We start from the raw sequence: 21661 nt of genomic DNA, 5'->3' as shown, positions 1-21661 counted from the left end.
CGCCCACCGCGACACGTACTCGAACTCCAGGCCGGTCTCCGGGCTTGCGAGTGAGCCGAAAGGCTCCGGGTGCATCGCCTTCCCATCCCGAAGGACAGTGGCGTGTTGACGCACCTTGGCTCGCTTACCGTTGCGGGGGCAGCGCCGGACTTGCCAGTAGAACTGGCGCACCGGCTTCCCGTTTAATCCTTGGGATGGAGGTCCCAGGGACACCTGAAGCGCAGGCGATTCTACGCGTGGGGTGTGGTAGCGGCAAGCGCGGCTTGGCGGAGCCTCAGGCGCCGCGTCATGCGCGAATCGGACCTAGGCAAACAGGTAGAGGCAGGCACCGACGGCGGCGACCACGGCGACGAAGTCGGCGGTCAGGCAGGCGGGGATGGCGTGGCGCAGTCGGCGCACCTGCACCGCGCCGAAGTAGACCGCCAGCACGTAGAAGGTCGTCTCGGTGGAGCCCTGCAGGGTGCTGACCAGATAGCCGACGTAACTGTCGGGGCCGATGGCCGGGTCGTTGATGATCGAGGCCATGATGCCGTAGGCGCCCGAGCCCGACAGGGGGCGCAGCAGCGCCATGGGCAGCGCCTCGGCGGGTAATCCGACGGCGCTGGTCCATGGCCCCAGGGTGCGGATCATGGCATCCAGCGCGCCGCTCGCGCGTAGCATGGCCACTGCCACCAGGATGGCGACGAGGTAGGGGATAATGCGCAGCGCGACCTGGAAGCCCTCCTTGGCGCCGTCGACGAACACCTCGTAGATGCGCACGCCGCGCAGCAGGCCGAAGGTCAGAAAGCCCAGGATAAGGCCGGGGATGATCCACGGCGCGATCACCCGGCCGTAGGCCACGGTGAGCGGAATCAGGGCGAGAAAGCCCAGCATGGCGGCGGCGGATACCCAGAGCGGGTAGGGCTTGCCCGCATCCGGCAGCGGCGCCTCCTCGGGCTTGAGTCCGTCCGTTCCAGGGGGTTCAGTGGGCGCGATGGTGCTCGCGGTCGCCGCGGGCTGCACCGCCGCGGCGGGCTCGGGCACCGGCGCCGGCGCGGCCGTGAAGGCAAAGAAACGCCGGAAGAAGAACGCCGCGCTGACCGCGGCGAGCGTCGCGCACAAGGTCGCGAACAGCGTGGTCGGCAGGATGGCGGCGGGATCGGCCGAGCCGGCGGCCGCACGGATGGCGATCACCCCCGTGGGCAGCAACGTGACGCTGGAGGTGTTGATTGCCAGGAACAGCACCATCGCATTGGTGGCCGTGCCGGGGTAGGGGTTCAGCTTGTTCAACTCCTGCATGGCACGGATGCCGAACGGGGTGGCGGCATTGCCGAGTCCCATGGCATTGGCCGACATGTTGAGAATCATGGCGCCCATGGCGGGATGCTCGGGCGGCACGTCCGGAAACAGCCGCACCATGAGCGGGCGGATCAGGCGCGCCAGGATGGTGAGCAGCCCGCCGGCCTCCGCCACCTTGATGAGGCCGAGGAACAGGGTCATCACGCCGACCAGGCCGATCGCCAATTCCACCGCGCCGCCGGCGGCCTCGACCACCGAGCTGGAGAGGGCGTCCATGGGGGCGGTGCCTGCGCCGTCCCAGCGCACCTGGCGATACGAGGCCGCGGCGACCGCCGCCAGGATGATGGCGAAGAAAATGACGTTCATCGGTGGACGCGCCTTCCCCCCGGGGCGTTGCGGTGGCTTAGCAGGTCGAAAACGGGCTATCCTGCCCTGCTTCGACGCGCCGCGCCCGGCATGTGGCCGAGCGCGGCGTCCGCGGCGCAAACGCTTGCGCGTTCGAGCCGCGTGCGGGGGCCTCCCTGTCCGCGCCGGCCGGCCGCACCAAACGGCCGACCGAGCGCATCGGCCCCCGATGTTACCCGCTAACGCCGCCCCCGGAATACGTCATGGCACTTATATCGCTGGAAAAGGTTTCACTCGCCTACGGCATCGCGCCGCTGCTCGACGAGGCCGACTTCTCGGTCGACGCCGGCGAGCGCGTGTGCCTGTTGGGGCGCAATGGCGCCGGCAAGTCCACCCTGTTGCGCGTGCTGAGCGGCGAACTGCAGCCCGATGCAGGCGAGGTGCGTCGCCGCGCGGCGCTGCGCATCGCGCGCCTGGAGCAGGACGTGCCGGCCGCACAGGAGCGCAGCGTGTTCGACGTGGTGGCCGACGGATTGGGCGAGCTGGGCGCTCAGGTGCGCGCCTACCATGCCACGGCGGCCGAACTGGCACGCGAGCCCGCTCGCGAAGAACTGCTGGTGCGCCTGGAGGCCTTGCAGCACGATCTGGAGGCGGCCGACGGCTGGCGGCTCACCCAGCAGGTGGAGCGGGTGCTGTCGCGCCTCGATCTGGACGGCGACGCGCGCATGGGCGAGCTCTCCGGCGGCTGGGCGCGGCGCGCTCTGCTGGCGCGTGCGCTGGTGGGCGACCCGGAGCTGCTGCTGCTCGACGAGCCGACCAACCACCTCGATATCGCCATGATCGGCTGGCTGGAGGATTTCCTGCTCGGTTACCGCGGCGCCTTGGTGTTTATCACCCATGACCGTGCGCTGGTGCGGCGCCTGGCCACCCGCATCGTGGAACTCGATCGCGGCCGGCTCACCTCCTGGCCGGGCGACTACGCCAAGTACGAGGCCCTGCGCGACGAACGCCTCGAGGTCGAGCAGGCGCAGGCGGCGGAGTTCGACAAGCACTTGGCGCAGGAGGAGACCTGGGTGCGCCAGGGCATCAAGGCGCGGCGCACGCGTAACGAAGGCCGGGTGCGTCGACTCGAGGCCCTGCGCGCCGCCCGTGCGGCGCGTCGGGAGCTGCTCGGCAAGGCCAAGATCGAGCTGGACGCCGGTGGGCTGTCCGGCAAGCTGGTCATCGAGGCCGAAGGACTGACCAAGACCTACGACGGCAAGCCGGTGGTCAAGGGCTTGGACCTGCGTGTGCTGCGCGGCGATCGCATCGGCCTGATCGGTCCCAACGGCGCGGGCAAGACCACGCTGTTGCGCCTGCTGCTCGGCGAGCTGGCGCCCGACGCGGGCAGCGTGCGCCACGGCACGCGCCTGGAGGTGGCCTATTTCGATCAGCAGCGCGCGGCGCTCGATCCCGCGGCGACGGTGCTCGACACGGTCGCCGAGGGGCGCGATCAGATCACCGTGAACGGCCGCACCCGCCACGTGATCAGCTATCTGCGGGACTTCCTGTTTCAGCCGGAGCGGGCGCGGGCGCCGGTGTCGGCGCTGTCGGGCGGTGAGCGCGCCAGACTGCTGCTCGCGCGGCTGTTTACCGCGCCGGCCAACATGCTGGTGATGGACGAGCCCACCAACGACCTCGACATGGAGACCTTGGAACTGCTCGAGTCCCTATTGGCGGACTATCCCGGCACCTTGTTGTTGGTCAGCCACGACCGCGAGTTCCTGGATAACGTGGTGAACTCCACGTTGGTGTTCGAGGGTGGCGGCGTAGTGCGCGAGTACGTGGGCGGCTACAGCGACTGGCTGCGCCAACGCCCGGCCGAGCCGCGCGCGACCGAGAAACCCGCGGCGACGGCCGCAGCCAAGCCCGAGGTGCAGGCCAAACCGGCGCCGACGCGAAGCAAGCTCAGCTATAAGGATCAGCGCGAACTCGATGCCCTGCCGGAGCGCATCGCGGCGCTGGAGGAGGAACTGGCCGAACTCGAGGGTCAACTGGCCGACCCCGCGCTGTACCAGCGGCCCGACGCCGGCGAGGCCGCCGCGGCGCTGGCCCAACGCGCCGAGACGGTGCGTGCCGAGGTGGAGCACGCCTACGCCCGCTGGGCGGAACTGGACGGCTGACGGGGCGCGCGCGCCGCGATCTGGTAGGGCGGGGCGTGCTCAGCGCCAGCGCAGGTCGACGCCGAGGTCGCGCAGGCCGCGCAGCGCCGAGTGCATGATCTCGTCCACGAAGCGAATGCGGTGCGGATTGCTGCGCGCCCGATGCGCCCAGCGCACGGGGTTGGACAGTCCCGCGAGGCGATAGACGTCCGGTTCCGGGAAGTACAAGGCGCGCGTGAACTGGCGGAACACGCGGCAGATCACGGGGCGGATCAGCGCCAGGCGCCAAGCCGGCATCCCCTTCATGCGACCCTCCAGCACCTCGCGGGCGTGCGCGATATGGCGCGCCTCCTCGATGATGTGGATCTTGGTCATGTCGTACACCGCCGGGCAGATCTCGTCGCGGTACTTGCGGATGAAGCGGTTGAGCCGATCGGGCAGTTCCTCGCCGATGAGCACCGCGATCCAGAACCCGGAGGAGTCGAACGGCGCGTAGTGACCCAGCGCGTTCGCCAGGCGCATGCGATGGAAGCGGGTGCGCGGACGGCTGAGCCCACTGCGGCGGATCAGCTCCACGAACATCAGGCTGTGGCCGGCCTCCTCGCGCAGCTCGTGCAGGTTGTAGATGAGTCGCGGCAGGTCGCGCCCGCGGTGGTTTATGGTCTGGCTGATGCGGGTCATGAAGATCCCTTCCAGCCAGAGCCCCGCCTCGATCACGTGCAGGAACTCGTAACGCGACAACGCCAGGCGCGTTACCCGCGGTAGCGCGTGATACTCCGCCAGCCCATAGAGCGACATCCCTTCTTCGGGCAGCCAGAACTGGTCACCCGGCAGGCTCTCCCAGTCGATACGACTCAGCGGGTCCTGGTAGGGGGTGCTGTTGCGGCTCAACTGCGCAAGCAGTTCCGAATTGGTTTGGGGGGCGCTCATTGATTATTGGTCATACGGAAGCGGCGGTACCTGGCGTCATTCTAAAGCAACCCCCCGTGCTTTGCATGGCGCCGTTGTCGCACATTGCGAGGCTCGGGGCGCCCTGGTAACATTCCGCGTCTTGTCCGCGGGCGGGGATTGTTCGAGCCGCACCCCGGGCGTACTGGAGAGGTGTCCGAGCGGTTGAAGGAGCACGCCTGGAAAGTGTGTGTACGGCAAAACCGTACCGAGGGTTCGAATCCCTCCCTCTCCGCCACAAAGCAAAAGCCCCGCCTCGCGCGGGGCTTTTGCTTTGTGGGGGTGTGGGAGGCTTTGGTGAGGACCCTGTGGTTCGACCGAATCGGCAGGATAGCCGATTCGGAACGCCGCGCAGCGGCGGCCCCGCAGGGGCGAGGGTCCAGGGATGGACCCTCGTAATCCCGGCGTGTCGGCTGCGACACCTAGGCCCCGCCTCGCGCGGGGCTTTTGCTTTGTGGGGGTGTGGGCGGCTTTGGTGAGGACTCTTCGGTTCGACGAAATCGGCAGGACAGCCGATTTCGAACGCCGCGCAGCGGCGGCCCCGCAGGGGCGAGGGTCCAGGGATGGACCCTCGTAATCCCGGCCAGTGAGCCGCGACCCCCGGTCGTCCAGCGGGGTCTTTCTCCGTTCGGCGGGGCAGGGCGGATAAACCGGATCTACCCCGCCCCCTCGCGCTGCGCCCCCTGCGGCGTCACCGCACCCCGCGGCGCTCTCCCCCAAAAATGCAGAGCGAGCCCGCCCACGATGAGTAGGGCGCCGCTCCAGACCTGCAACTGCACGGGCTCGTCGTTCGCCAGGCGGCCGAGCAGCAGCGCGAGCACCGGGGTGAGCAGGGCGATGACGGCGACCCGCCCCGACTCCAGGCGCTGCAGCAGGAAGTAGAACAGCACGAAGCCCAGCACCGAGCCGGCCAGCGCGAGGTACACGATGGACCATGCCGCGCGGTTCGGCAGCGCCGCCGGCCACGCGGCGCCGGAGGCGAGCCAGGTCAAGGCGAACAGGGGCGCGGCCAGCAGCAGGCCGCCGCCGGTCACGGCGAAGGCGGAGATCGGCGCGTCGATACGCTTGACCCACACGGTGCTGGCGGCGTGCACCAGCACCGAGGCGAGCATGGCGAGGATCCCCCATAGCGCGAACGGACCGAGCTGGTGATGGGCGCCGAACACCAGTGCCAGTCCCCCGAGGCCGAGAGCCATGCCCACCAGCTTGGGCGGGGTCAACGCCCGCTCGTTCAACCACAGCACCGCCAACACGCCGGTGACCAGCGGGGCCAGTCCGAACAGCACCGAGATCAGGCCCGAGGGGATGTGCTGCGCCGCCCAGTACACGCACAGCATCGCGCCGTAGATGCCCAGGCCGGCCGCCGCGTAGGTGCGCCGCGCCGCGCGGTGCCACGGTAGCGGTACGCTGAGCGCGCCCATCAGCGCCAGGCAAACCAGCGCCCCCAACACCATGCGCGCGGTGACCGCGAACAGGAAGTCGGACTCGGCGGCGCTCCACTGGATGGCGAGCGGCGTGGTGGACCAGATAACGACCACCGCGAGGTACGCGGCTGGAATCTGCATGTCGATCCTTTGTGCGTGGGACGAAAACGAAAAAAGGCCACGGAGCGCAAGTTCCGTGGCCTTTTGGAGTCAACCCTAATGTTCGGGTTACGGTGCTATCTCACTCCCTCCGGCGCACGGCCGCCCGGCGGACTACCTGCAGGCGCAGGTGCCAAGCGGGGACGACCATGTCGTGTCGATGGAAGCTCATGGGGTCGAGTGTGGCGAGTGCCCTGTGAACTGTCAACCGGCGGCACGTCGCGGCCGATCGCGTCGGCCCCGGGGCGGCTAGAAACGATCCGGCACGGCCAGTTCGGCCGATACCCCTTGGTTGTTAACGTGGGCCAGTACCTTGTCGGCGTCGATGACCCTGGGGTTGATCTCGGTGAGCAACATATGGCGAGTCTCTTCCCCGATATGCGTGCTGATGACGCCGTCGAGCTCGTGTAGCGAGGCCTGCAGGCGGTCAGCCTGATCCTGGTCGATGGGATCCTTGAGGCGCAAAGTCACGTCGATCATGTCGATGTCCATGGTGGTCTCCTCACGTCTAGCCTGCCTCACAGTATGGCCGCTCGCGCGCGAGTTGCAGCCCGCGAGTTGCACGGCCCGCGGGGCGCGGCGCCGGCTCGTTGTGGCGGTGCTGCGCACACAGCAGGGGCGCCAGACCTAATCAGGCTCGAGTTCCCGCGCCCCAGTAGACGCTCAGCAAGGCGCGCCCACCAGCGCCAGCTACAGGAACGCGGCCGCGCGCGCGCGCCAAACACCATGATCGCGAAGAAAGTCTCAGCCCCCGCCGTGCCTTGGCAGCGTCTCGCTCTTCGACTAGCTTTTCGAAAGTGTGATGGCGCGCACACTTCTGTGCCGTGGATTGCGGTCGGCATCAGGGAGATCAGAGGGAGACCAGGCGGAGACACGCTGGCGGCGCGCCCTGCTGACGGTAGGATCTGCCGCAGGAGAACAGGGGGGAACGGATGGGGAAGGTCAGTCGCTCTACGGTGCCGGACGGCGCATGGGTGTGGTGTCCCCTGCAATCCGCGCCGACTCTGGCGAAATTGCAGGATGCGGTTCGACTGCATTGCGTCGATTCGCGGGCCGCCGGTGCGCCGCGGCCCCTACAACCGGTGCGCATCAGCGTCATCATTCCCTGCTTAAATGCCGCCGACACCATCGGGGTTCAGCTCGAGGCACTCGCGCGCCAGACCTGGGCGGGGTGGTGGGAGCTCATCGCGGTGGACAACGGCTCGCATGACGGGACTGCCGAGCGGGTGGCGCGGGAGGCGCGGCGGCTGGGGCTGTCGCGCTGCCGGGTCGTCACTGCTGCGACTCGACGCGGCGCCGCCCATGCCCGCAACGCGGGGAGTCGCTGGGCGCAGGGCAACGTGCTGGCCTTCGTCGATGCCGATGACGAAATGGGACCGGGCTGGCTGGAGGCGGTGGCGAGCGCCCTACAGACGCAGGAAATCGTTGCCAGCCGGCTCGAGTACACGCGTCTGAACGACAGGCGGTCGATGGCAATGCGCGGGAAACCCCAGGAACAGGGTCTGCAGCATTTCAGTCGCCCGCGATTCCTGCCGCACGCCGCCGGCGCGGGCCTCGCGGTGCGCCGTGAACTGCACGAGCGTCTGGGGGGCTTCGACGAGGACCTGCCACTGCTGGAAGATACCGACTATTGTTGGCGTGCGCAGCTTGCCGGCGCCACGCTCGGCTATGCGCCCGATGCCGTGATGCACTACCGCCTGCGGGCCGACGTGCGCGGCGCCTGCCGCCAAGCGCGGCAGTGGGCGCAGTACAACGTCGAACTGTACCGGCGCTACCGCGACAGGGGCATGGGTACTATGCCATGGCGCAAGGGGCTGCGGGAGTGGTGGCGGCTGGTACGGCGCAGCCCCGAGGTGCTGGACCCTGAGCTCCGCGGGCGTTGGCTGTGGAATGTAAACTGGGCGTGGGGGCGCCTTTGGGGCTCGCTCCGCCGCCGTATCTGGGCATTGTGAGCGCACTGTACGAACAGCAGCTACTGCGCATTGGGTCGAAAAGGGGAAGGCGCTCGTCGCGCGTGTGCGGCGCGCGGCGTCAGACATCCAGGGAGGAACTTCATGCAAGAGAAACTACGCCTCGCGGTGGTAGGCGCAGGCACGGTGGCCGAGTTGTACCACTTGCCCGCCGCCGCACGTCATCCGCACATCGAGATCACGGCGCTCGTCGAGCGTGAGCGCGCGCGCGCTCAGCGGCTGGCCGCGCGCTATCAGGTGCCGGCGGTGCTGGACGACTGGGCCGACGTGCCGAAGGTCGCGGACGCGGCCCTGATCGCGCTGCCGCACTTTTTGCACGCGCCGGCCGCGGTGGACCTCATGACGCAGGGCGTGCATGTGCTGGTGGAGAAGCCCATGGCGCTTACCTCCGCCGACGCGCAGCGCATGGTGGACACGACCCACGAGAGTGGGTGCGCGCTCGCGGTGGGATTCCAGTGTCGCTTCTATCGCAACGCGCAACTTGTGAAGCATCTGCTCGCGAGCGGGCAGCTCGGCCGCATCGAGTCGTTCGAGGTCGAACAGGGTGGCCCGTTCTCGTGGCCGGTGATCGACGGCACGGCGTTCCGTCCCGAGACCGGCGGGGGCTCGCTCACCGGCATCGGCATCCACGCCCTGGATCTGGCGCTGTGGTGGTTCGGCGACTACAGCGCGGTGACCTACTTCGATGATGCGATGGGTGGCGTGGAGGCCGACTGCGAGGTGCGCCTGAGCTTTCCCGACGGCGTCCAGGGGACGTTGGCCTTCAGCCACCGACGCGCCCTGCGCAACCGCTGGCGTATCGTCGCTGAGCGGGGCACGCTCGAGATGGGCACGTCCTTCGATCAGCCGCTGCGGCTAAGCTGCGCGGGAACGCCGCTGCAGTGGGAGGGGCTGGTGCACGAGGGGGAGGCGCCGGATACCCATATCCGCGACGTCTTGATGCGCCAGTTCGACGATCTGGTGCGCGCGGCGCGCGGCGGTGCCAAGCCACTGGTCAACGGGGAAGAGGGGCTGCGCACGGTGCGGCTGTACGAGGCGTGCCAGCGGGTGCGCCAGCCTCTGCAACTGCCTTGGGTCACGGGCGCCTGCGCGCTCGACACATCGCCCGCACGGGCAGCGGGAGGTGCGGCATGAGCGTGTTGACCGGGCGGAAGGTGCTGGTCACGGGCGGCACCGGTGCCATCGGCGGACGTGTGGTCGAGAAGCTGTTTCTCGAGCACGGCGCGCAGGTGCGCGTGCTGGCGCGCAATCTCAGTCGCGCCGCGGGCGTGGCGCGCTTCCCCGTGGAGTTGGTGAAGGGCGACATCACGGACCCGCAGACGGTGCGGGTCGCCACCGAGGGGTGCGACTACGTCGTGCACTGCGCCTATAACCCGCGCGGGGAGGCGCACGAGCAGCGTCGCATCAATCTCGAGGGGACGCGCGCGGTGCTCGAGGCCGCCTTGCATCAGCGGGTGCGGCGCGTGGTGCACGCGAGCACGTGTTCGGTGTACGGCTTCGTCGCGCCGGACGGCGATCTGGACGAGCGCTGCGAACGCCGCCGCAGCGGCAATCCTTATGGCGATTCCAAAATCGAGGCGGAGGAGTTGGCGCTGGGATACGCCGAGCGCCATGGCCTGCCGGTGGCCGTGATCCAGCCCACCGCCGTGTACGGCCCCGGCGTGCCGGTGTGGACGGCGAGCATGCTGCAGCGCATGAAGCGCGCGCGCATGTTCCTGGTGGAGGGCGGGAGCGGCCTGTGCAACGCCGTCTACGTGGACGACGTGGCGGAGGGCATGCTGCTGGCCCTGCAGCGTCCGGAGGCCGACGGGGAGGCGTTTCTTATCAACGGGCCCGAGCCGACCACTTGGCGCAGCTATTTCGAGCATTACGAACGCATGTTGGGGGTGCGCGCCACGGTGGCGGCCTCGGCGGAGGAGATCGAGCGTCACTACCGCGCCTGGGCGCGCGACAACGCCCCCCCCAGCATGCTGATCGAACCCTGGCGGCTACTGCGCGAGAAGGACGCGCGCAAGCGCCTGCGCCAGACGCGCGAGTATCAAGCCTTACGCCGATGGGTGCGCCGGGTACGGCCCGCCGGCGTGCCGAAGCCGCCGCGGCGTAACGTGACGGCAAGCGCGCCGGGGCCCGCAACCGCGGTCGAACCGGCGATAGAGCCGATGTCGCCGGAGATGGTGCGCTTCTTCCAGGCGAGACCGGTGTTTCTCATTGACAAGGCGCGGCGCCTGTTGGGCTACACGCCCATGTTCGATCTGAGCGCCGGCATGGAGATGACCGAGCAGTGGGCCCGTTGGGAGGGTCTGCTGCACTCGCCTGAACCGCGGCGGTTGGCCGGCTGATCGGAGCGCGCCGCGCCGCGGCATTTGATACAATGCACGCCGAGGCCCCCGCGCGGGGCCTCGCTCTATGGTGGCCCGCGTCGGTCCCCCCGCGACGATACGCTGTGAACCCCGTCAGGCCCGGAAGGGAGCAGCGGCAGCAGCCGACTCGGGCGCCGGGGTGTGGCTGGCGTGGGCCGCCTCCTTTTCCAATCGACGGCGCCGCTGCCTGCAAGGGGCGAATCTGCTATGGTGGCGCGATCGACCGTAACTCGTCCAAGGCCTATCCGGTGAGCTACCAGGTACTGGCGCGCAAGTGGCGCCCGCGCACGTTCGAGCAGCTGGTCGGCCAGGAGCACGTGCTGCGCGCCCTGGTCAACGCGCTGGACAACGACCGGCTGCATCACGCCTTTCTCTTCACCGGCACCCGCGGCGTCGGTAAGACCACCATCGCCCGCATCCTCGCCAAGTCCCTCAACTGCGAGCGCGGCGTCAGCGCGCACCCGTGCGGCGAGTGCAACGCCTGTCGCGAGGTGGACGAGGGGCGCTTCGTGGACCTCATCGAGGTCGACGCGGCCTCGCGGACCAAGGTGGAGGACACGCGCGAGCTGCTCGACAACGTGCAATACGCGCCGACCCGGGGCCGCTACAAGGTGTACCTCATCGACGAGGTCCACATGCTCTCGGGGCACAGCTTCAACGCCTTGCTGAAGACGCTGGAGGAACCCCCGCCCCATGTGAAGTTCCTGCTCGCCACCACCGATCCGCAGAAACTGCCGGTCACTATCCTGTCGCGCTGCCTGCAGTTCAGTCTGAAGCGGCTGCCGCCGGAGTTGATCGGGGCGCGCCTCGCCTATGTGCTGGGGGAGGAGGGGCTGAGTTACGAGGACCCGGCGCTCGCGCTGCTCGCGCGGGCGGCCGAGGGCAGTTTGCGTGACGCCCTCAGTCTGCTCGATCAGGCCATCGCCTACGGCGGCGGCGCGGTCGGCGAGACCGAGGTGCGCGCCATGCTGGGCAGCATCGACCAGGGCCGCGTGTTCGACGTGTTGGAGGCGCTGGCCGCGCGCGATGCGGCCGCGCTGCTGGGCGCGGTGGAGGCGCTCGCCGAGCAGGCGGCGGACTTCGCCGATGTATTGAGCGAGCTGCTCGCCATCCTGCACGCGGTGGCGCTCGCCCAGGCCGTGCCCGACGCGGGCCAACCGGAGCCGCGCGTCGCGGCCTTGGCGGGCCAGCTCGCGCCCGAGGACGTGCAGCTGTTCTATCAGATCGGCCTGCTGGGGCGGCGGGACCTGCCCTATACCCCGGATACGCGCATGGGGTTGGAGATGGTCCTGTTGCGCATGCTGGCGTTTCGCCCCGACCAGGAGACCGACGGGCAGGCCCCCGCGCCGGCCGCCGATCGAGGCCGCGCCCCGGCGGGCCCGCCGAGGCGCGTGCCGCCGCCGCGCGTGCGCCGGTCCGGGACGCGCGGTCCGCACCGCCGCCGCCGAGCGAGGTGCGCGAGCCACCGCCGCCCGCCGCGCGGCCAGTATCGGCGCCCAGCGCGCGAGCCGTACCATCGGCGCCTCCCGCACGATCCGCTCCCGCGGCGCCTCCCGCACGACCCGCTCCCGCGGCGCCGGACGGGCCGCTGGACTGGGGTGTTGCGGTAAAGGCGCTGGGGCTCGGTGGGTTGACGCTACAGCTGGCGCGCAACTGCAGTCTCGCCGAGTATGAAGGGGATCAGGTCACGCTGCGCCTCGCCCCCAGCCACCGCCAGCTGCTGACGGATCGGCAGGGCGAACGCCTGCAGGAGGCGCTGAGCGCCTATCTCCAGCGCCCGGTGCGGGTGACCATCCAGGTCGGGGAGGCGCCCGAAACCACCACGCCGGCGGCCGTCGATGCCCAGCGGCACGAGGCGCGGCTGGCCGCAGCGCGCGAGTCCATCGCGCACGACCCGACGGTACGTGAGTTTGAAGAGTTGCTGGACGCGCGGGTCGATCCCGACTCGGTGCGTCCGGCCGACTGACCCACCCGCCGCCGCCGAGGCGGCATAGCGACAAGGAGCACGAGCATGATGAAGGGCGGGCTTGGCGGCCTGATGAAACAGGCCCAGCAGATGCAGGAGCAGATGCAGAAGATGCAGGAAGAGCTGCTCAACATGGAAGTCACCGGCCAAGCGGGCGGCGGCATGGTGAAGGTAATCATGACCGGGCGTCACGACGTCAAGCGCGTCAGCCTCGACCCCGGCTTGATGGAAGAAGACAAGGAGATGCTGGAGGACCTGTTGGCCGCCGCGGTGAACGACGCCGTGCGCCAGGTCGAGAAGGCGAGCAAGGATAAGATGGCGGGCATGACCGCCGGCTTGCCCCTGCCGCCGGGCATGAAGCTGCCGTTCTGACGCCTCTCCGATGCCCCGCAGCCCGCTCATCGACGGTCTGATTGAGGCCCTGCGCTGCCTGCCAGGCGTCGGGCCGAAGTCGGCCCAGCGCATGGCTTATCACCTGCTGGAGCGTAACCGCGACGGCGCGCGGCGCTTGGCCGCGGCCCTGCAGGCCGCGGTGGAGCGGGTGGGGCGCTGCGCGCGCTGCCGCACGCTGAGCGAGGAGTCGTTGTGCCGCCTCTGCGCCGACACGCGGCGCGACGCGACCCAGCTGTGCGTGGTGGAGTCGCCCGCCGATGTGGATGCCCTGGAGCAGGCCACCGGCTACCGCGGCCTTTATTTCGTGCTCATGGGGCATCTTTCGCCGCTCGACGGCATCGGCCCCGAAGAAATCGGGCTCGATGCCCTGCAGGCGCGCCTCGCCGAAGGTGATGTACGCGAGGTGATTCTGGCCACCAATCCCACCGTGGAGGGCGAGGCGACCGCCTATTACATCGGCGAGCTGGTGCGCGAGCGCGGCGCGCGCGCCACGCGCTTGGCGCATGGCGTGCCGATGGGCGGCGAGTTGGAGTACGTGGACGGGCGGACCTTATCGCACGCCTTTCTCGGGCGGCGCGAGCTCGGCAGCGAGTAGCGCCTCAGGGCTGCTCGATGATCTGGCGATAGCTCGCCAGGCGCCGCGGTGTGATCTCTCCGCGCTCGGCGGCGGCGATCACCCCGCAGCCCGGCTCGTGGGTGTGCGTGCAGTCGTTGAAACGGCACTGAGCGAGGTAGGGGCGGAACTCGATGAAGCCCTGTGCCGCCTCGCGCGGGGCGATGTTCCAGAGCGAGAATTCGCGCACCCCGGGGGAGTCGATGACGTCGCCGCCCTCCGGCAGGTGATACAGCCGGGCGGTGGTCGTGGTGTGCCGTCCCTGCCCCGTCGCCTCCGAGATCGCGCCCACGCGCACGTCGGTCTCCGGCAGGAGTTGCCCGACCAGCGACGACTTGCCCACGCCCGATTGACCGACGAACACACTGGTATGCCCGCGCAAAGTCGCGCGCAGCGCATCCAGGCCGTCCTCGCGTTTGGCGCTGGCCCACACCAAGTCGTACCCCAGCGCCGCGTAGGGCGCCAGTCGCTCGCGCAGCGCCCGGTGTTGCTCCGCCGCCAGCAGATCGACCTTGTTGACCACCAATACGGGCGGGATGCCGAAGTGCTCGGCCGCGATCAGGTAGCGGTCGATGATGCCCTCGTAGAGCGCGGGCGCCGGGGCCAACACGATCAGCATGCGGTCGAGGTTGGCGGCCATCGGCCGCAGCGCGCCGTCGGGAGAGGGGCGACACAACAGGCTGCGTCGCGGCAGGAGTTCGCGCACCGCGCCGACGCGTTTGCCGGCGCCGCTGCGGAGCAGTGCGAACCGGACGCGGTCGCCGCACACCACCGGCTCCCCGCCGCGCACGGCGTTACACTGCAGGCGCCCGCCCGCGGCGTCCTCCACCTCCAGACGCGCGCCGAACGAGGCCACCACCAGCCCCTCCTGCAGGGACTGGCGCGTGTCGGGCGCCGCTTTGCCCGGACGTTTTGCTCGCTTAGTCGGCGTGTGCCAGGAGTCGGTCGATTTTGGCCGCACAGATGAAGTCGTTTTCCGAAAGGCCGCCGATGCTGTGGGTGGCATAGCGCACGCGGCACTGTTTGTAGCCGAAGCTGATGTCGGGATGGTGGTCTTCCTGGTGGGCGATCCACGCCACAGCGTTCACGAACGCCACCGTGCGGTAGTAATTCTTGAAGGTGAAGGTGCGCTCGATGGCGCGCCCCTCGTCCGTAAAGGTCCATTGATCGACCTGCGCCAGCAAAGCCCGCGCGGCCGCCTCGTCGAGCGGCGCGACTCCCCCTTCGCAGACCTTGCAGCGGCGACCCTCTAGCGCGTCCATGGCCTTACTCCTCGAAGTGGTAGAAGGTCTGGTTGAGGTAGGCCACCAGATCCTTCACGTCGCGCTCGGGCCACTCGAAGCCCAGGTTGTCCCGGCAACGGTAGACCTGCTGTTCGAGGCTGTGCAGCGACTGAATACGCCGGTCGGGGCGCGTGTAAACGCTGGTGCCGTGGCAGGCGGTGCAGTTGGCGTCATGCAGCGCCTTGCCGCGCTGGACGTCGGTGTCCTGCGCCCCGGCCGCGAAAGACGCGAGCAGGGTCACGGCGGTGGGAATGATGTAACGCATGATGATGTCCTCTTCACGCCGGCGCCCGCCGGCCGCGCGGCGGGCGTGGATGCGCGGGGCGCGCGCAACTATGCCCGTTATCGTTACACACGCCGGCGCGGTCGTCTATGTGCGGGGCGCGCGCGACCCACGCCCGGTAAAGGCGCGCGGGGTTTTGCTAGCATAGGCAGCCCTATTCAAGCTGTGCGGAGCCGGTATGCCCCAGGACCCCAATAACCTCATCTGGATCGATCTGGAAATGACCGGGCTCGATACGCAGCGCGACGAGATCATCGAGATCGCGACCGTCGTCACCGACGCCGCCCTGAACGTGATCGCGGAGGGGCCGGTGTTGGCGATCCATACCGCCGATGCGGTGCTGGCGAAAATGGACGATTGGAACCGGCGCCAGCACGCGGCGTCGGGATTGGCCGAGCGGGTTCGGCACAGCGAGATCGACCTGCGCGAGGCCGAGCAGCGTACGCTCGCCTTTCTCGCCCAACACGTGCCGGAAGGGGCCTCGCCGATGTGCGGCAACAGCATCTGCCAGGACCGGCGCTTTTTGGCACGCCTGATGCCGCGCCTGGAGCGGTACTTTCACTACCGCAACCTGGACGTCAGCACCATCAAGGAGCTGGCGCGGCGCTGGGCGCCCGAGGTGGCGGCCGGCTTCGGCAAGACCGCCAGCCACCTTGCGCTGGACGACGTGCGGGAGTCGATTCGCGAACTGCAGTACTACCGCGCCTGCCTGTTCAAGTTCTGATCCGGCGCGCTGTGCAGCGAGTCGCATGGCGTAATTCCTTGCTCGATCGGCGTGCGCCCTCGCCAAAACCTTGGCGCGCGGCGCGGGTTGGTCAGTTCTCCGGCGCCGCCGTTGCGCGTCGTCTTCCCTGGCGCCGTCGGTCAAGGTTATAAGAATCAACAAGATGAAGATCGGTGTCGCGGTTTGTGAGACACGTCCCATTTTGGAACGGTTGTTGCAGGATCCCACCTAGCGCGCCGGGAAACGACTCGGCGCCCAGGGGGGGACATGCGCGTTACAGAAGCACGATCATGGAAGCCGGCGCCAGCACCAGAGGCGCGTAGCGTGCCCGGCGTTCGCCACCCGGTGCGGGTCATCGCCGTGACCAGCGGCAAGGGCGGCGTGGGCAAGAGCACGGTGGCCGTCAACCTCGCGGCGGCACTCGCCGAACTGGGGCAGCGCGTCTTGGTGCTCGACGCCGATTTCGGCCGTGCCGACGTGAACGTCCTGCTGGGGCTCGCGCCGCGCTGGAACGTCTGGAACGTGATACGCGGAGAGTGCGGCCTCAACGACGCCGTGGTGGAGGCGCCGGGCGGCTTCGCGGTGGTGCCGGCGGCGGCCGGCGTGCAGGCGATGGCGGAACTGACGGCGACGGAGCAGGCCGGTTTGATCCGCGCCTTCAGTACGTTGAGCCGGCCGTTCGACGTCTTGATCGTCGACACGGCCAGCGGCATCGCCGCCAGCGTGATCAACTTCGCTAAGGCCGCACAGGACTTGCTGATGGTGGTGCTGGACGAGCCGGCCTCCATCGCCAACGCCTGCACGCTGATGAAGCTGTTCAGCCGCGGCCACTATCTGTGTCAGTTCCACATCCTCGCGAATATGACGCACGGCGCGCAGGGCGTCGCACTCTACAAGAAGCTGCTGCGCCTGACGGACCGCTCGCTGGATGTGAGTCTGGACTACCTCGGCGCGATTCCCTCCGATACCTTCCTGCGCCGCTCGCTGCAGAAGCAGCAGTCGGTGGTGCAGGCCTACCCGAACAGCAAGTCGGCGCGTGCCTACAAGGAGTTGGCGCAAAAGGTGGCCGCTTGGCCGTTACCGCAAGGCGCGCGCGGACATTTGGAATTTTTCGTGGAGCGCCTGATCGAGCGCGATGAGCGGCGGGAGGTGTTGGCATGATGAACCGAGCAGTGAAGGCCGAGGCGCTACCCTGTGCGTGGGAACCCGAGCGGGTGGAGCAGCACACGCCCTTGGTGAAGCGCATCGCGTATCACCTGATGAATCGTCTGCCGAGCAGTGTGCAGGTGGACGATTTGATCCAAGCGGGCATGCTGGGGCTGCTCGAGGCCCTGCGCCACTATGATGCCTCGCAGGGCGCGAGCTTCGAGACCTACGCCGGGATCCGCATCCGTGGGGCGATGCTGGACGAGCTGCGCCGGCACGACTGGGCCCCGCGCTCGGTGCACCGCAAGGCCCGCCAGGTGGCGGAGGTAGTGCGCCAGATCGAGCACGAGCAGGGCCGCGATGCGCGCGATCACGAGATTGCCGAGCGGCTGGGGCTGTCCTTGGGCGAGTACCACGAGCTGTTGCAGAACGCGGTGGGGCAGCGCGTATTCAGCGTGGAGGAACTGGGCTTCGGCGAGGACTCCCTGCTGGAGACGGTGCGCGACGAATCGCCGGGAGTGATCGAGCGCTTGCAGGAGGCGGCCCTGCAGGCGCGTATGGCCGAGGCGCTGGCGAGCCTGCCCGAGCGCGAGCGCTTGGTCATGTCCCTTTACTACGACGAGGAGCTCAACCTGCGCGAGATCGGCGCCGTGCTGGGGGTGAGCGAATCGCGCGTGTGCCAGATTCACGGTCAGGCGGTGATTCGCCTACAGGCGCGCCTAGCGCCCGAGTTCGCGCCGGACGCGTGCTGAACGCGGCGCGCGGCGGGCACCCTCGGGGCGGACGGCTGGGGGGCGGGCTGGGAATTTCCCCAATGGGATAGCCGCGGCACGGACGCTAGGCTTAGCCGCTTGTTCTTCCCGAGGGGGTTCATCAATGTTCAGAAGAATCTGTTGCCTGGCGCTCGGCGCGGGCTTGGCGGCGCCGACGCTGGCCCAGGAGGCGTCCACCTGGGATGTCGGCGGCGAGGCCGAGCTCGGCGTGGTCGCCACCACCGGCCAGACGCAGTCGCGTAGCTTGAACAGCGCCTTACGCGCCGACGCACGACGAGACGATTGGACGCACACTGCCCGCTATAAGGGCGTGCGCGTGAGTTCCGAGGAGGCCGTTTCCACCGAGCGCTACATGGGCGAGCTGCGCTCGGCCTACCAGTTCACGCCGCGGACCGGTGCCTTCCTGAACGTGCGTTACGATCGTGACCGCTTCGGCGCCTACCGCTACCGCGTGTCCGAGACCGCGGGTCTGACCTGGAATGTGGTGCGGCGCACCGACACCACGCTGCAGCTCGAGGCCGGCGCCGGTGCGCGACAGAGCGCGCTGCGCACGGGCGGTACCGAGCGCGAGGCCATTTTGCGCGGCGCGGCGCGGTTCATGCATCGCTTCAACCCGAGTGCCGTATTCAATCAGGATCTGATCGTCGAGGCGGGCGAAGACAACACGGTCACCGAGTCGGTCAGCGCGCTGCGCTTCGACGTGATCGGCAACCTCGCCACCAAGCTGTCCTACACGGTGCGCTACACCTCCCCGGTGCCGGAGGGCTTCGCCAGCACCGACACCATCTCGGCCGTTACCCTCGTTTACGGCTTCTGAGCGGCGCCGGCGCTGCCCCCCGGCAACGGGCCGGGGGGCAGCGCCTGTGCGCATGTTGCGCGCCCCTTCTTCGTCGGCGGCCTTGGCGGCGCGCTTGCCGTTCTTGGGCCGATGCGCGTGCGCCGGGCTTTGTGCTAAGGTGCGCCCACCCTCGGCCACCTGCACGGAACGGATGACATGGATCCGGTGATTGACGAGCTCCACACGCTGCGCGATCTCGCGCGCTGGGGCGCGAGCCTCTTCAATCAGGCCGGGCTGCACTTCGGCCACGGCAGCACCAATGCGTTGGACGAGGCCGTGTATCTCGCTCTACACGCGGTGCACCTGCCCCCCGACGTCAACCCCGGCTGGCTGGACGCGCGCTTGACGCGCGAGGAACGCGCGGCCGTGGCGGCGCTGATGCATCGGCGTGTCGAGACGCGTCTGCCGGCGGCATACCTTACGCATGAGGCGTGGTTCGCCGGCCTGCATTTCTACGTCGACGAGCGCGTGCTGGTGCCGCGCTCACCGATTGCCGAGCTCATCGAGCAGGGCTTCGCGCCGTGGATCGAGTCCGAGCGTGTGCAGCGTGTGCTCGACATCGGCACCGGCAGCGGCTGCATCGCCATCGCGTGCGCGCTTGCCTTTCCCGGGGCGGGCGTGGACGCGGTGGACATCTCGCCCGATGCCTTGGAGGTCGCCCGGCGCAACATCGACGACTACCACCTAACGACGCGGGTGCATGCCATTCAGTCCGACCTGTTCGAGAACCTGAAAGGGCGCCGCTACGACCTCATCGTGAGCAATCCACCCTATGTGGATGCGGCGGAGATGGCGGCGCTCGCCGCCGAGTTTCGCCACGAACCGGCGCTGGGGTTGGCGGCCGGCGACGACGGTCTGGATCTCGCCATCAAGATCCTCGCCCAGGCCGTCGAGCATCTCGAGCCCGAGGGCCTGTTGGTGGTGGAGGTGGGGGCGAGCGCCCCCGCGCTGGAGACCCTGTTCCCGGACGTAGCCTTCAACTGGATCGAGTTCGAGCGCGGCGGCGAGGGCGTGTTCGCGTTCAGCGCGGAGGAACTCGCGCCGTACACCGAACTGTTCGTCGCGGCCGCCGCCGCCCGCCACAACGCCTAACGATCGAACATCTATGCCATCCGACTATACCGCCTATACCGCTCATTCCATCGAGGTCTTGACGGGCCTCGAGCCGGTGCGCAAGCGCCCCGGCATGTACACCCAGACCGAACGCCCCAACCACCTCGCGCAGGAGGTGGTGGATAACAGCGTCGATGAGGCGCTGGCGGGCTACGCCAAGCGCATCGAGGTTACGCTGTACGCCGACGGCTCGCTGGAGGTGGTGGACGACGGGCGCGGCATGCCCGTGGACATCCACCCCGAAGAGGGCGTGCCGGGCGTCGAGGTAATCCTCACGCGCCTGCACGCGGGCGGTAAGTTCTCCAACAAGAACTACACCTTCTCGGGCGGCCTGCACGGCGTGGGCGTGTCGGTGGTCAACGCCTTGTCCACGCGCCTCGAGGTCACCATCCGCCGCGACGGCGAGATCCACACCATGGCCTTCGAGCACGGCGCCAAGGCGGCCGAACTCGAGGCCGTGGGCACGGTAGGCAAACGCAATACCGGCACCGCCATCCGCTTCTGGCCCGACCCGCAGTTCTTCGACAGCGCGCGTTTCTCGGTGCTGCGCTTGAAGCATCTGCTGCGTGCCAAGGCCGTGCTCGCGCCGGGCCTCGCGATCGCGTTCAAGGACGAGAATACCGGCGAGACGGTCGAGTGGCTGTACGAGGCCGGGCTGCGCGATTACCTCGTGGAGGCGCTCGGGGATGCGCCGACGCTGCCCGAGGAGCCCTTCATGGGCAGCCTCGCCGGTAACCACGAGGCGGTGGACTGGGCCGTGGTGTGGCTGCCCGAGGGCGGCGCGCCCGTCACCGAGAGCTATGTGAACCTCATCCCCACGGCGCAGGGCGGCACGCACGTGAACGGCCTGCGCACCGGGCTGACCGAGGCCATCCGCGAGTTCTGCGAGTTCCGCAATCTGTTGCCGCGCGGCGTGAAGATCGCGCCCGATGACGTGTGGGAGCGGGTGAGCTACATCCTGTCGGTGAAGATGCGCGACCCGCAGTTCTCCGGCCAGACCAAGGAGCGCCTGTCCTCGCGCGAGAGCGCGGCCTTCGTCTCCGGCGTGGTGAAGGACGCCTTTTCGCTGTGGCTGAACCAGCACACCGAGGTCGCCGAGCGCATCGCCGAGCTCGCCATCAACAGCGCGCAATCGCGCCTGCGCTCCATGAAGAAGGTGGTGCGCAAGAAGGTCACCCAGGGCCCCGCGCTGCCCGGCAAGCTCGCCGACTGCAGTTCGCAGGACCCGAGTCGTACCGAGCTCTTTCTGGTCGAGGGTGACTCGGCCGGCGGTTCGGCCAAACAAGCGCGCGAGCGCGAGTTCCAGGCGGTGATGCCGCTGCGCGGCAAGATCCTCAACACCTGGGAGGTCGACTCCGGGCAGGTGCTCGCCTCGCAAGAGGTGCACGACATTGCGGTGGCGATCGGCGTTGATCCCGGCTCCAGCGATCTCACCGGGCTGCGCTACGGCAAGGTGTGCATCCTGGCCGACGCCGACTCCGACGGCGCACACATCGCCACGCTGCTGTGCGCGCTGTTCGTGCGCCACTTCCGACCGCTGGTGGCGGCGGGCCATGTGTACGTCGCCATGCCGCCGCTGTACCGCATCGACGTGGGCAAGGAGATCTATTACGCGCTGGACGACGCCGAGCGCCAGGGCGTGCTCGATCGCATCGCCGCCGAGGGCAAGAAGGGCAAGATCAATGTGCAGCGCTTCAAGGGCCTCGGCGAGATGAACCCGCTGCAGCTGCGCGAGACCACCATCGCGCCCGACACCCGCCGCCTCATCCAGCTCACGCTGGAGGACGACCTTGAAACCGACCGCGTGATGGACATGCTGCTGGCCAAGAAGCGCGCCGCCGACCGGCGCGAGTGGCTGGAGACCAAGGGCGACATCCGCGCCGTGCAGGAAATGGTGTAACCCC

The 21661-nt window shown here is 68.8% G+C and carries 19 protein-coding genes, 1 tRNA gene, 1 other RNA gene, 1 pseudogene and 1 riboswitch; of the genes and pseudogenes, 15 read left to right on the top strand and 7 right to left on the bottom strand.

Annotated features, from left to right (window positions below; genetic code table 11):
- Window positions 1–11 precede the first annotated feature (11 nt).
- Window positions 12–232: riboswitch (cobalamin riboswitch) on the bottom strand.
- A gap of 71 nt (window positions 233–303) precedes the next feature.
- Entirely contained in the window at window positions 304–1644 is a 1341-nt protein-coding gene (locus HUS23_02025; protein ID QKT02682.1) for a spore maturation protein, read from the bottom strand.
- A 242-nt stretch (window positions 1645–1886) separates the two neighbouring features.
- On the opposite strand from HUS23_02025, the gene HUS23_02020 reads away from it, so the two are divergent.
- Window positions 1887–3785, top strand: a complete 1899-nt coding sequence (locus HUS23_02020) for an ATP-binding cassette domain-containing protein (protein ID QKT02681.1) — start codon at window positions 1887–1889, stop codon at window positions 3783–3785.
- Between the two features lie 39 nt (window positions 3786–3824).
- Here the strand turns inward: HUS23_02020 and HUS23_02015 are convergent, their stop codons facing one another.
- A complete protein-coding gene (locus HUS23_02015; protein QKT02680.1) occupies window positions 3825–4694 on the bottom strand; it encodes a diiron oxygenase in 870 nt (289 codons plus the stop codon).
- 165 nt (window positions 4695–4859) lie between these two features.
- Here HUS23_02015 and HUS23_02010 point away from each other — a divergent pair.
- Window positions 4860–4950 (top strand) — tRNA-Ser (locus tag HUS23_02010).
- A gap of 418 nt (window positions 4951–5368) precedes the next feature.
- Here the strand turns inward: HUS23_02010 and HUS23_02005 are convergent.
- Both HUS23_02005 and HUS23_02000 read right to left on the bottom strand, forming a co-directional pair.
- Window positions 5369–6277 (bottom strand): DMT family transporter, encoded by a 909-nt coding sequence (locus HUS23_02005; GenBank protein ID QKT02679.1) that lies wholly within the window; start codon window positions 6275–6277, stop codon window positions 5369–5371.
- A 267-nt stretch (window positions 6278–6544) separates the two neighbouring features.
- Window positions 6545–6787, bottom strand: coding sequence for a hypothetical protein (locus HUS23_02000; protein ID QKT02678.1), 243 nt, complete (start codon window positions 6785–6787; stop codon window positions 6545–6547).
- A 590-nt stretch (window positions 6788–7377) separates the two neighbouring features.
- Between HUS23_02000 and HUS23_01995 the strand changes: the two genes are divergently transcribed.
- The 7 genes and pseudogenes from HUS23_01995 to recR all read left to right on the top strand — a co-directional run bounded on the left by HUS23_01995 (window position 7378) and on the right by recR (window position 13579).
- A complete protein-coding gene (locus HUS23_01995) occupies window positions 7378–8247 on the top strand; it encodes a glycosyltransferase (GenBank protein ID QKT02677.1) in 870 nt (289 codons plus the stop codon).
- A 102-nt stretch (window positions 8248–8349) separates the two neighbouring features.
- Window positions 8350–9399: a Gfo/Idh/MocA family oxidoreductase gene (locus HUS23_01990; protein QKT02676.1), complete on the top strand. Its 1050-nt coding sequence runs from the start codon at window positions 8350–8352 to the stop codon at window positions 9397–9399.
- A complete protein-coding gene (locus HUS23_01985; protein QKT02675.1) occupies window positions 9396–10604 on the top strand; it encodes an NAD-dependent epimerase/dehydratase family protein in 1209 nt (402 codons plus the stop codon). Before HUS23_01990 ends, HUS23_01985 begins: the two co-directional genes overlap by 4 nt.
- A 78-nt stretch (window positions 10605–10682) precedes the next feature.
- Window positions 10683–10779, top strand: an RNA gene (gene ffs, locus HUS23_01980) — signal recognition particle sRNA small type.
- Between the two features lie 94 nt (window positions 10780–10873).
- A pseudogene (gene dnaX / locus HUS23_01975) lies at window positions 10874–12591 on the top strand (DNA polymerase III subunit gamma/tau).
- 45 nt (window positions 12592–12636) lie between these two features.
- On the top strand, window positions 12637–12963 hold the full coding sequence (locus HUS23_01970; GenBank protein ID QKT02674.1) for a YbaB/EbfC family nucleoid-associated protein: 327 nt from the start codon (window positions 12637–12639) through the stop codon (window positions 12961–12963).
- Between the two features lie 10 nt (window positions 12964–12973).
- Window positions 12974–13579, top strand: a complete 606-nt coding sequence (gene recR / locus HUS23_01965; GenBank protein ID QKT02673.1) for a recombination protein RecR — start codon at window positions 12974–12976, stop codon at window positions 13577–13579.
- Between the two features lie 4 nt (window positions 13580–13583).
- On the opposite strand, the gene rsgA is transcribed toward recR, so the two are convergent.
- Genes rsgA through HUS23_01950 form a run of 3 tightly spaced genes read right to left on the bottom strand, consistent with a single transcriptional unit; the run spans window position 13584 to window position 15145 of the window.
- Entirely contained in the window at window positions 13584–14558 is a 975-nt protein-coding gene (gene rsgA, locus HUS23_01960) for a small ribosomal subunit biogenesis GTPase RsgA (protein QKT02672.1), read from the bottom strand.
- Window positions 14518–14859, bottom strand: a complete 342-nt coding sequence (locus HUS23_01955; protein ID QKT02671.1) for a 4a-hydroxytetrahydrobiopterin dehydratase — start codon at window positions 14857–14859, stop codon at window positions 14518–14520. The genes rsgA and HUS23_01955 overlap by 41 nt, the downstream gene beginning before the upstream one ends.
- Before the next feature lie 4 nt (window positions 14860–14863).
- A complete protein-coding gene (locus tag HUS23_01950; protein QKT02670.1) occupies window positions 14864–15145 on the bottom strand; it encodes a cytochrome c in 282 nt (93 codons plus the stop codon).
- A 196-nt stretch (window positions 15146–15341) separates the two neighbouring features.
- Between HUS23_01950 and orn the strand changes: the two genes are divergently transcribed.
- The 6 genes from orn to parE all read left to right on the top strand — a co-directional run bounded on the left by orn (window position 15342) and on the right by parE (window position 21657).
- Window positions 15342–15887: an oligoribonuclease gene (gene orn, locus HUS23_01945; protein ID QKT02669.1), complete on the top strand. Its 546-nt coding sequence runs from the start codon at window positions 15342–15344 to the stop codon at window positions 15885–15887.
- A 267-nt stretch (window positions 15888–16154) separates the two neighbouring features.
- Window positions 16155–17048 (top strand): P-loop NTPase, encoded by an 894-nt coding sequence (locus tag HUS23_01940; protein QKT02668.1) that lies wholly within the window; start codon window positions 16155–16157, stop codon window positions 17046–17048.
- Complete coding sequence (locus HUS23_01935) at window positions 17048–17785, top strand: RNA polymerase sigma factor FliA (protein QKT04926.1); 738 nt, start codon at window positions 17048–17050, stop codon at window positions 17783–17785. Before HUS23_01940 ends, HUS23_01935 begins: the two co-directional genes overlap by 1 nt.
- Window positions 17786–17909: 124 nt before the next feature.
- On the top strand, window positions 17910–18623 hold the full coding sequence (locus HUS23_01930; GenBank protein ID QKT02667.1) for a DUF481 domain-containing protein: 714 nt from the start codon (window positions 17910–17912) through the stop codon (window positions 18621–18623).
- A gap of 177 nt (window positions 18624–18800) precedes the next feature.
- Complete coding sequence (gene prmB / locus HUS23_01925) at window positions 18801–19736, top strand: 50S ribosomal protein L3 N(5)-glutamine methyltransferase (GenBank protein QKT02666.1); 936 nt, start codon at window positions 18801–18803, stop codon at window positions 19734–19736.
- A 13-nt stretch (window positions 19737–19749) separates the two neighbouring features.
- A complete protein-coding gene (gene parE, locus HUS23_01920) occupies window positions 19750–21657 on the top strand; it encodes a DNA topoisomerase IV subunit B (GenBank protein QKT02665.1) in 1908 nt (635 codons plus the stop codon).
- Window positions 21658–21661: the final 4 nt, after the last annotated feature.

The sequence above is a fragment of the Ectothiorhodospiraceae bacterium 2226 genome (assembly GCA_013348725.1).
Lineage (GTDB): Bacteria > Pseudomonadota > Gammaproteobacteria.
This window is presented reverse-complemented; position numbering and strand designations above follow the sequence as displayed.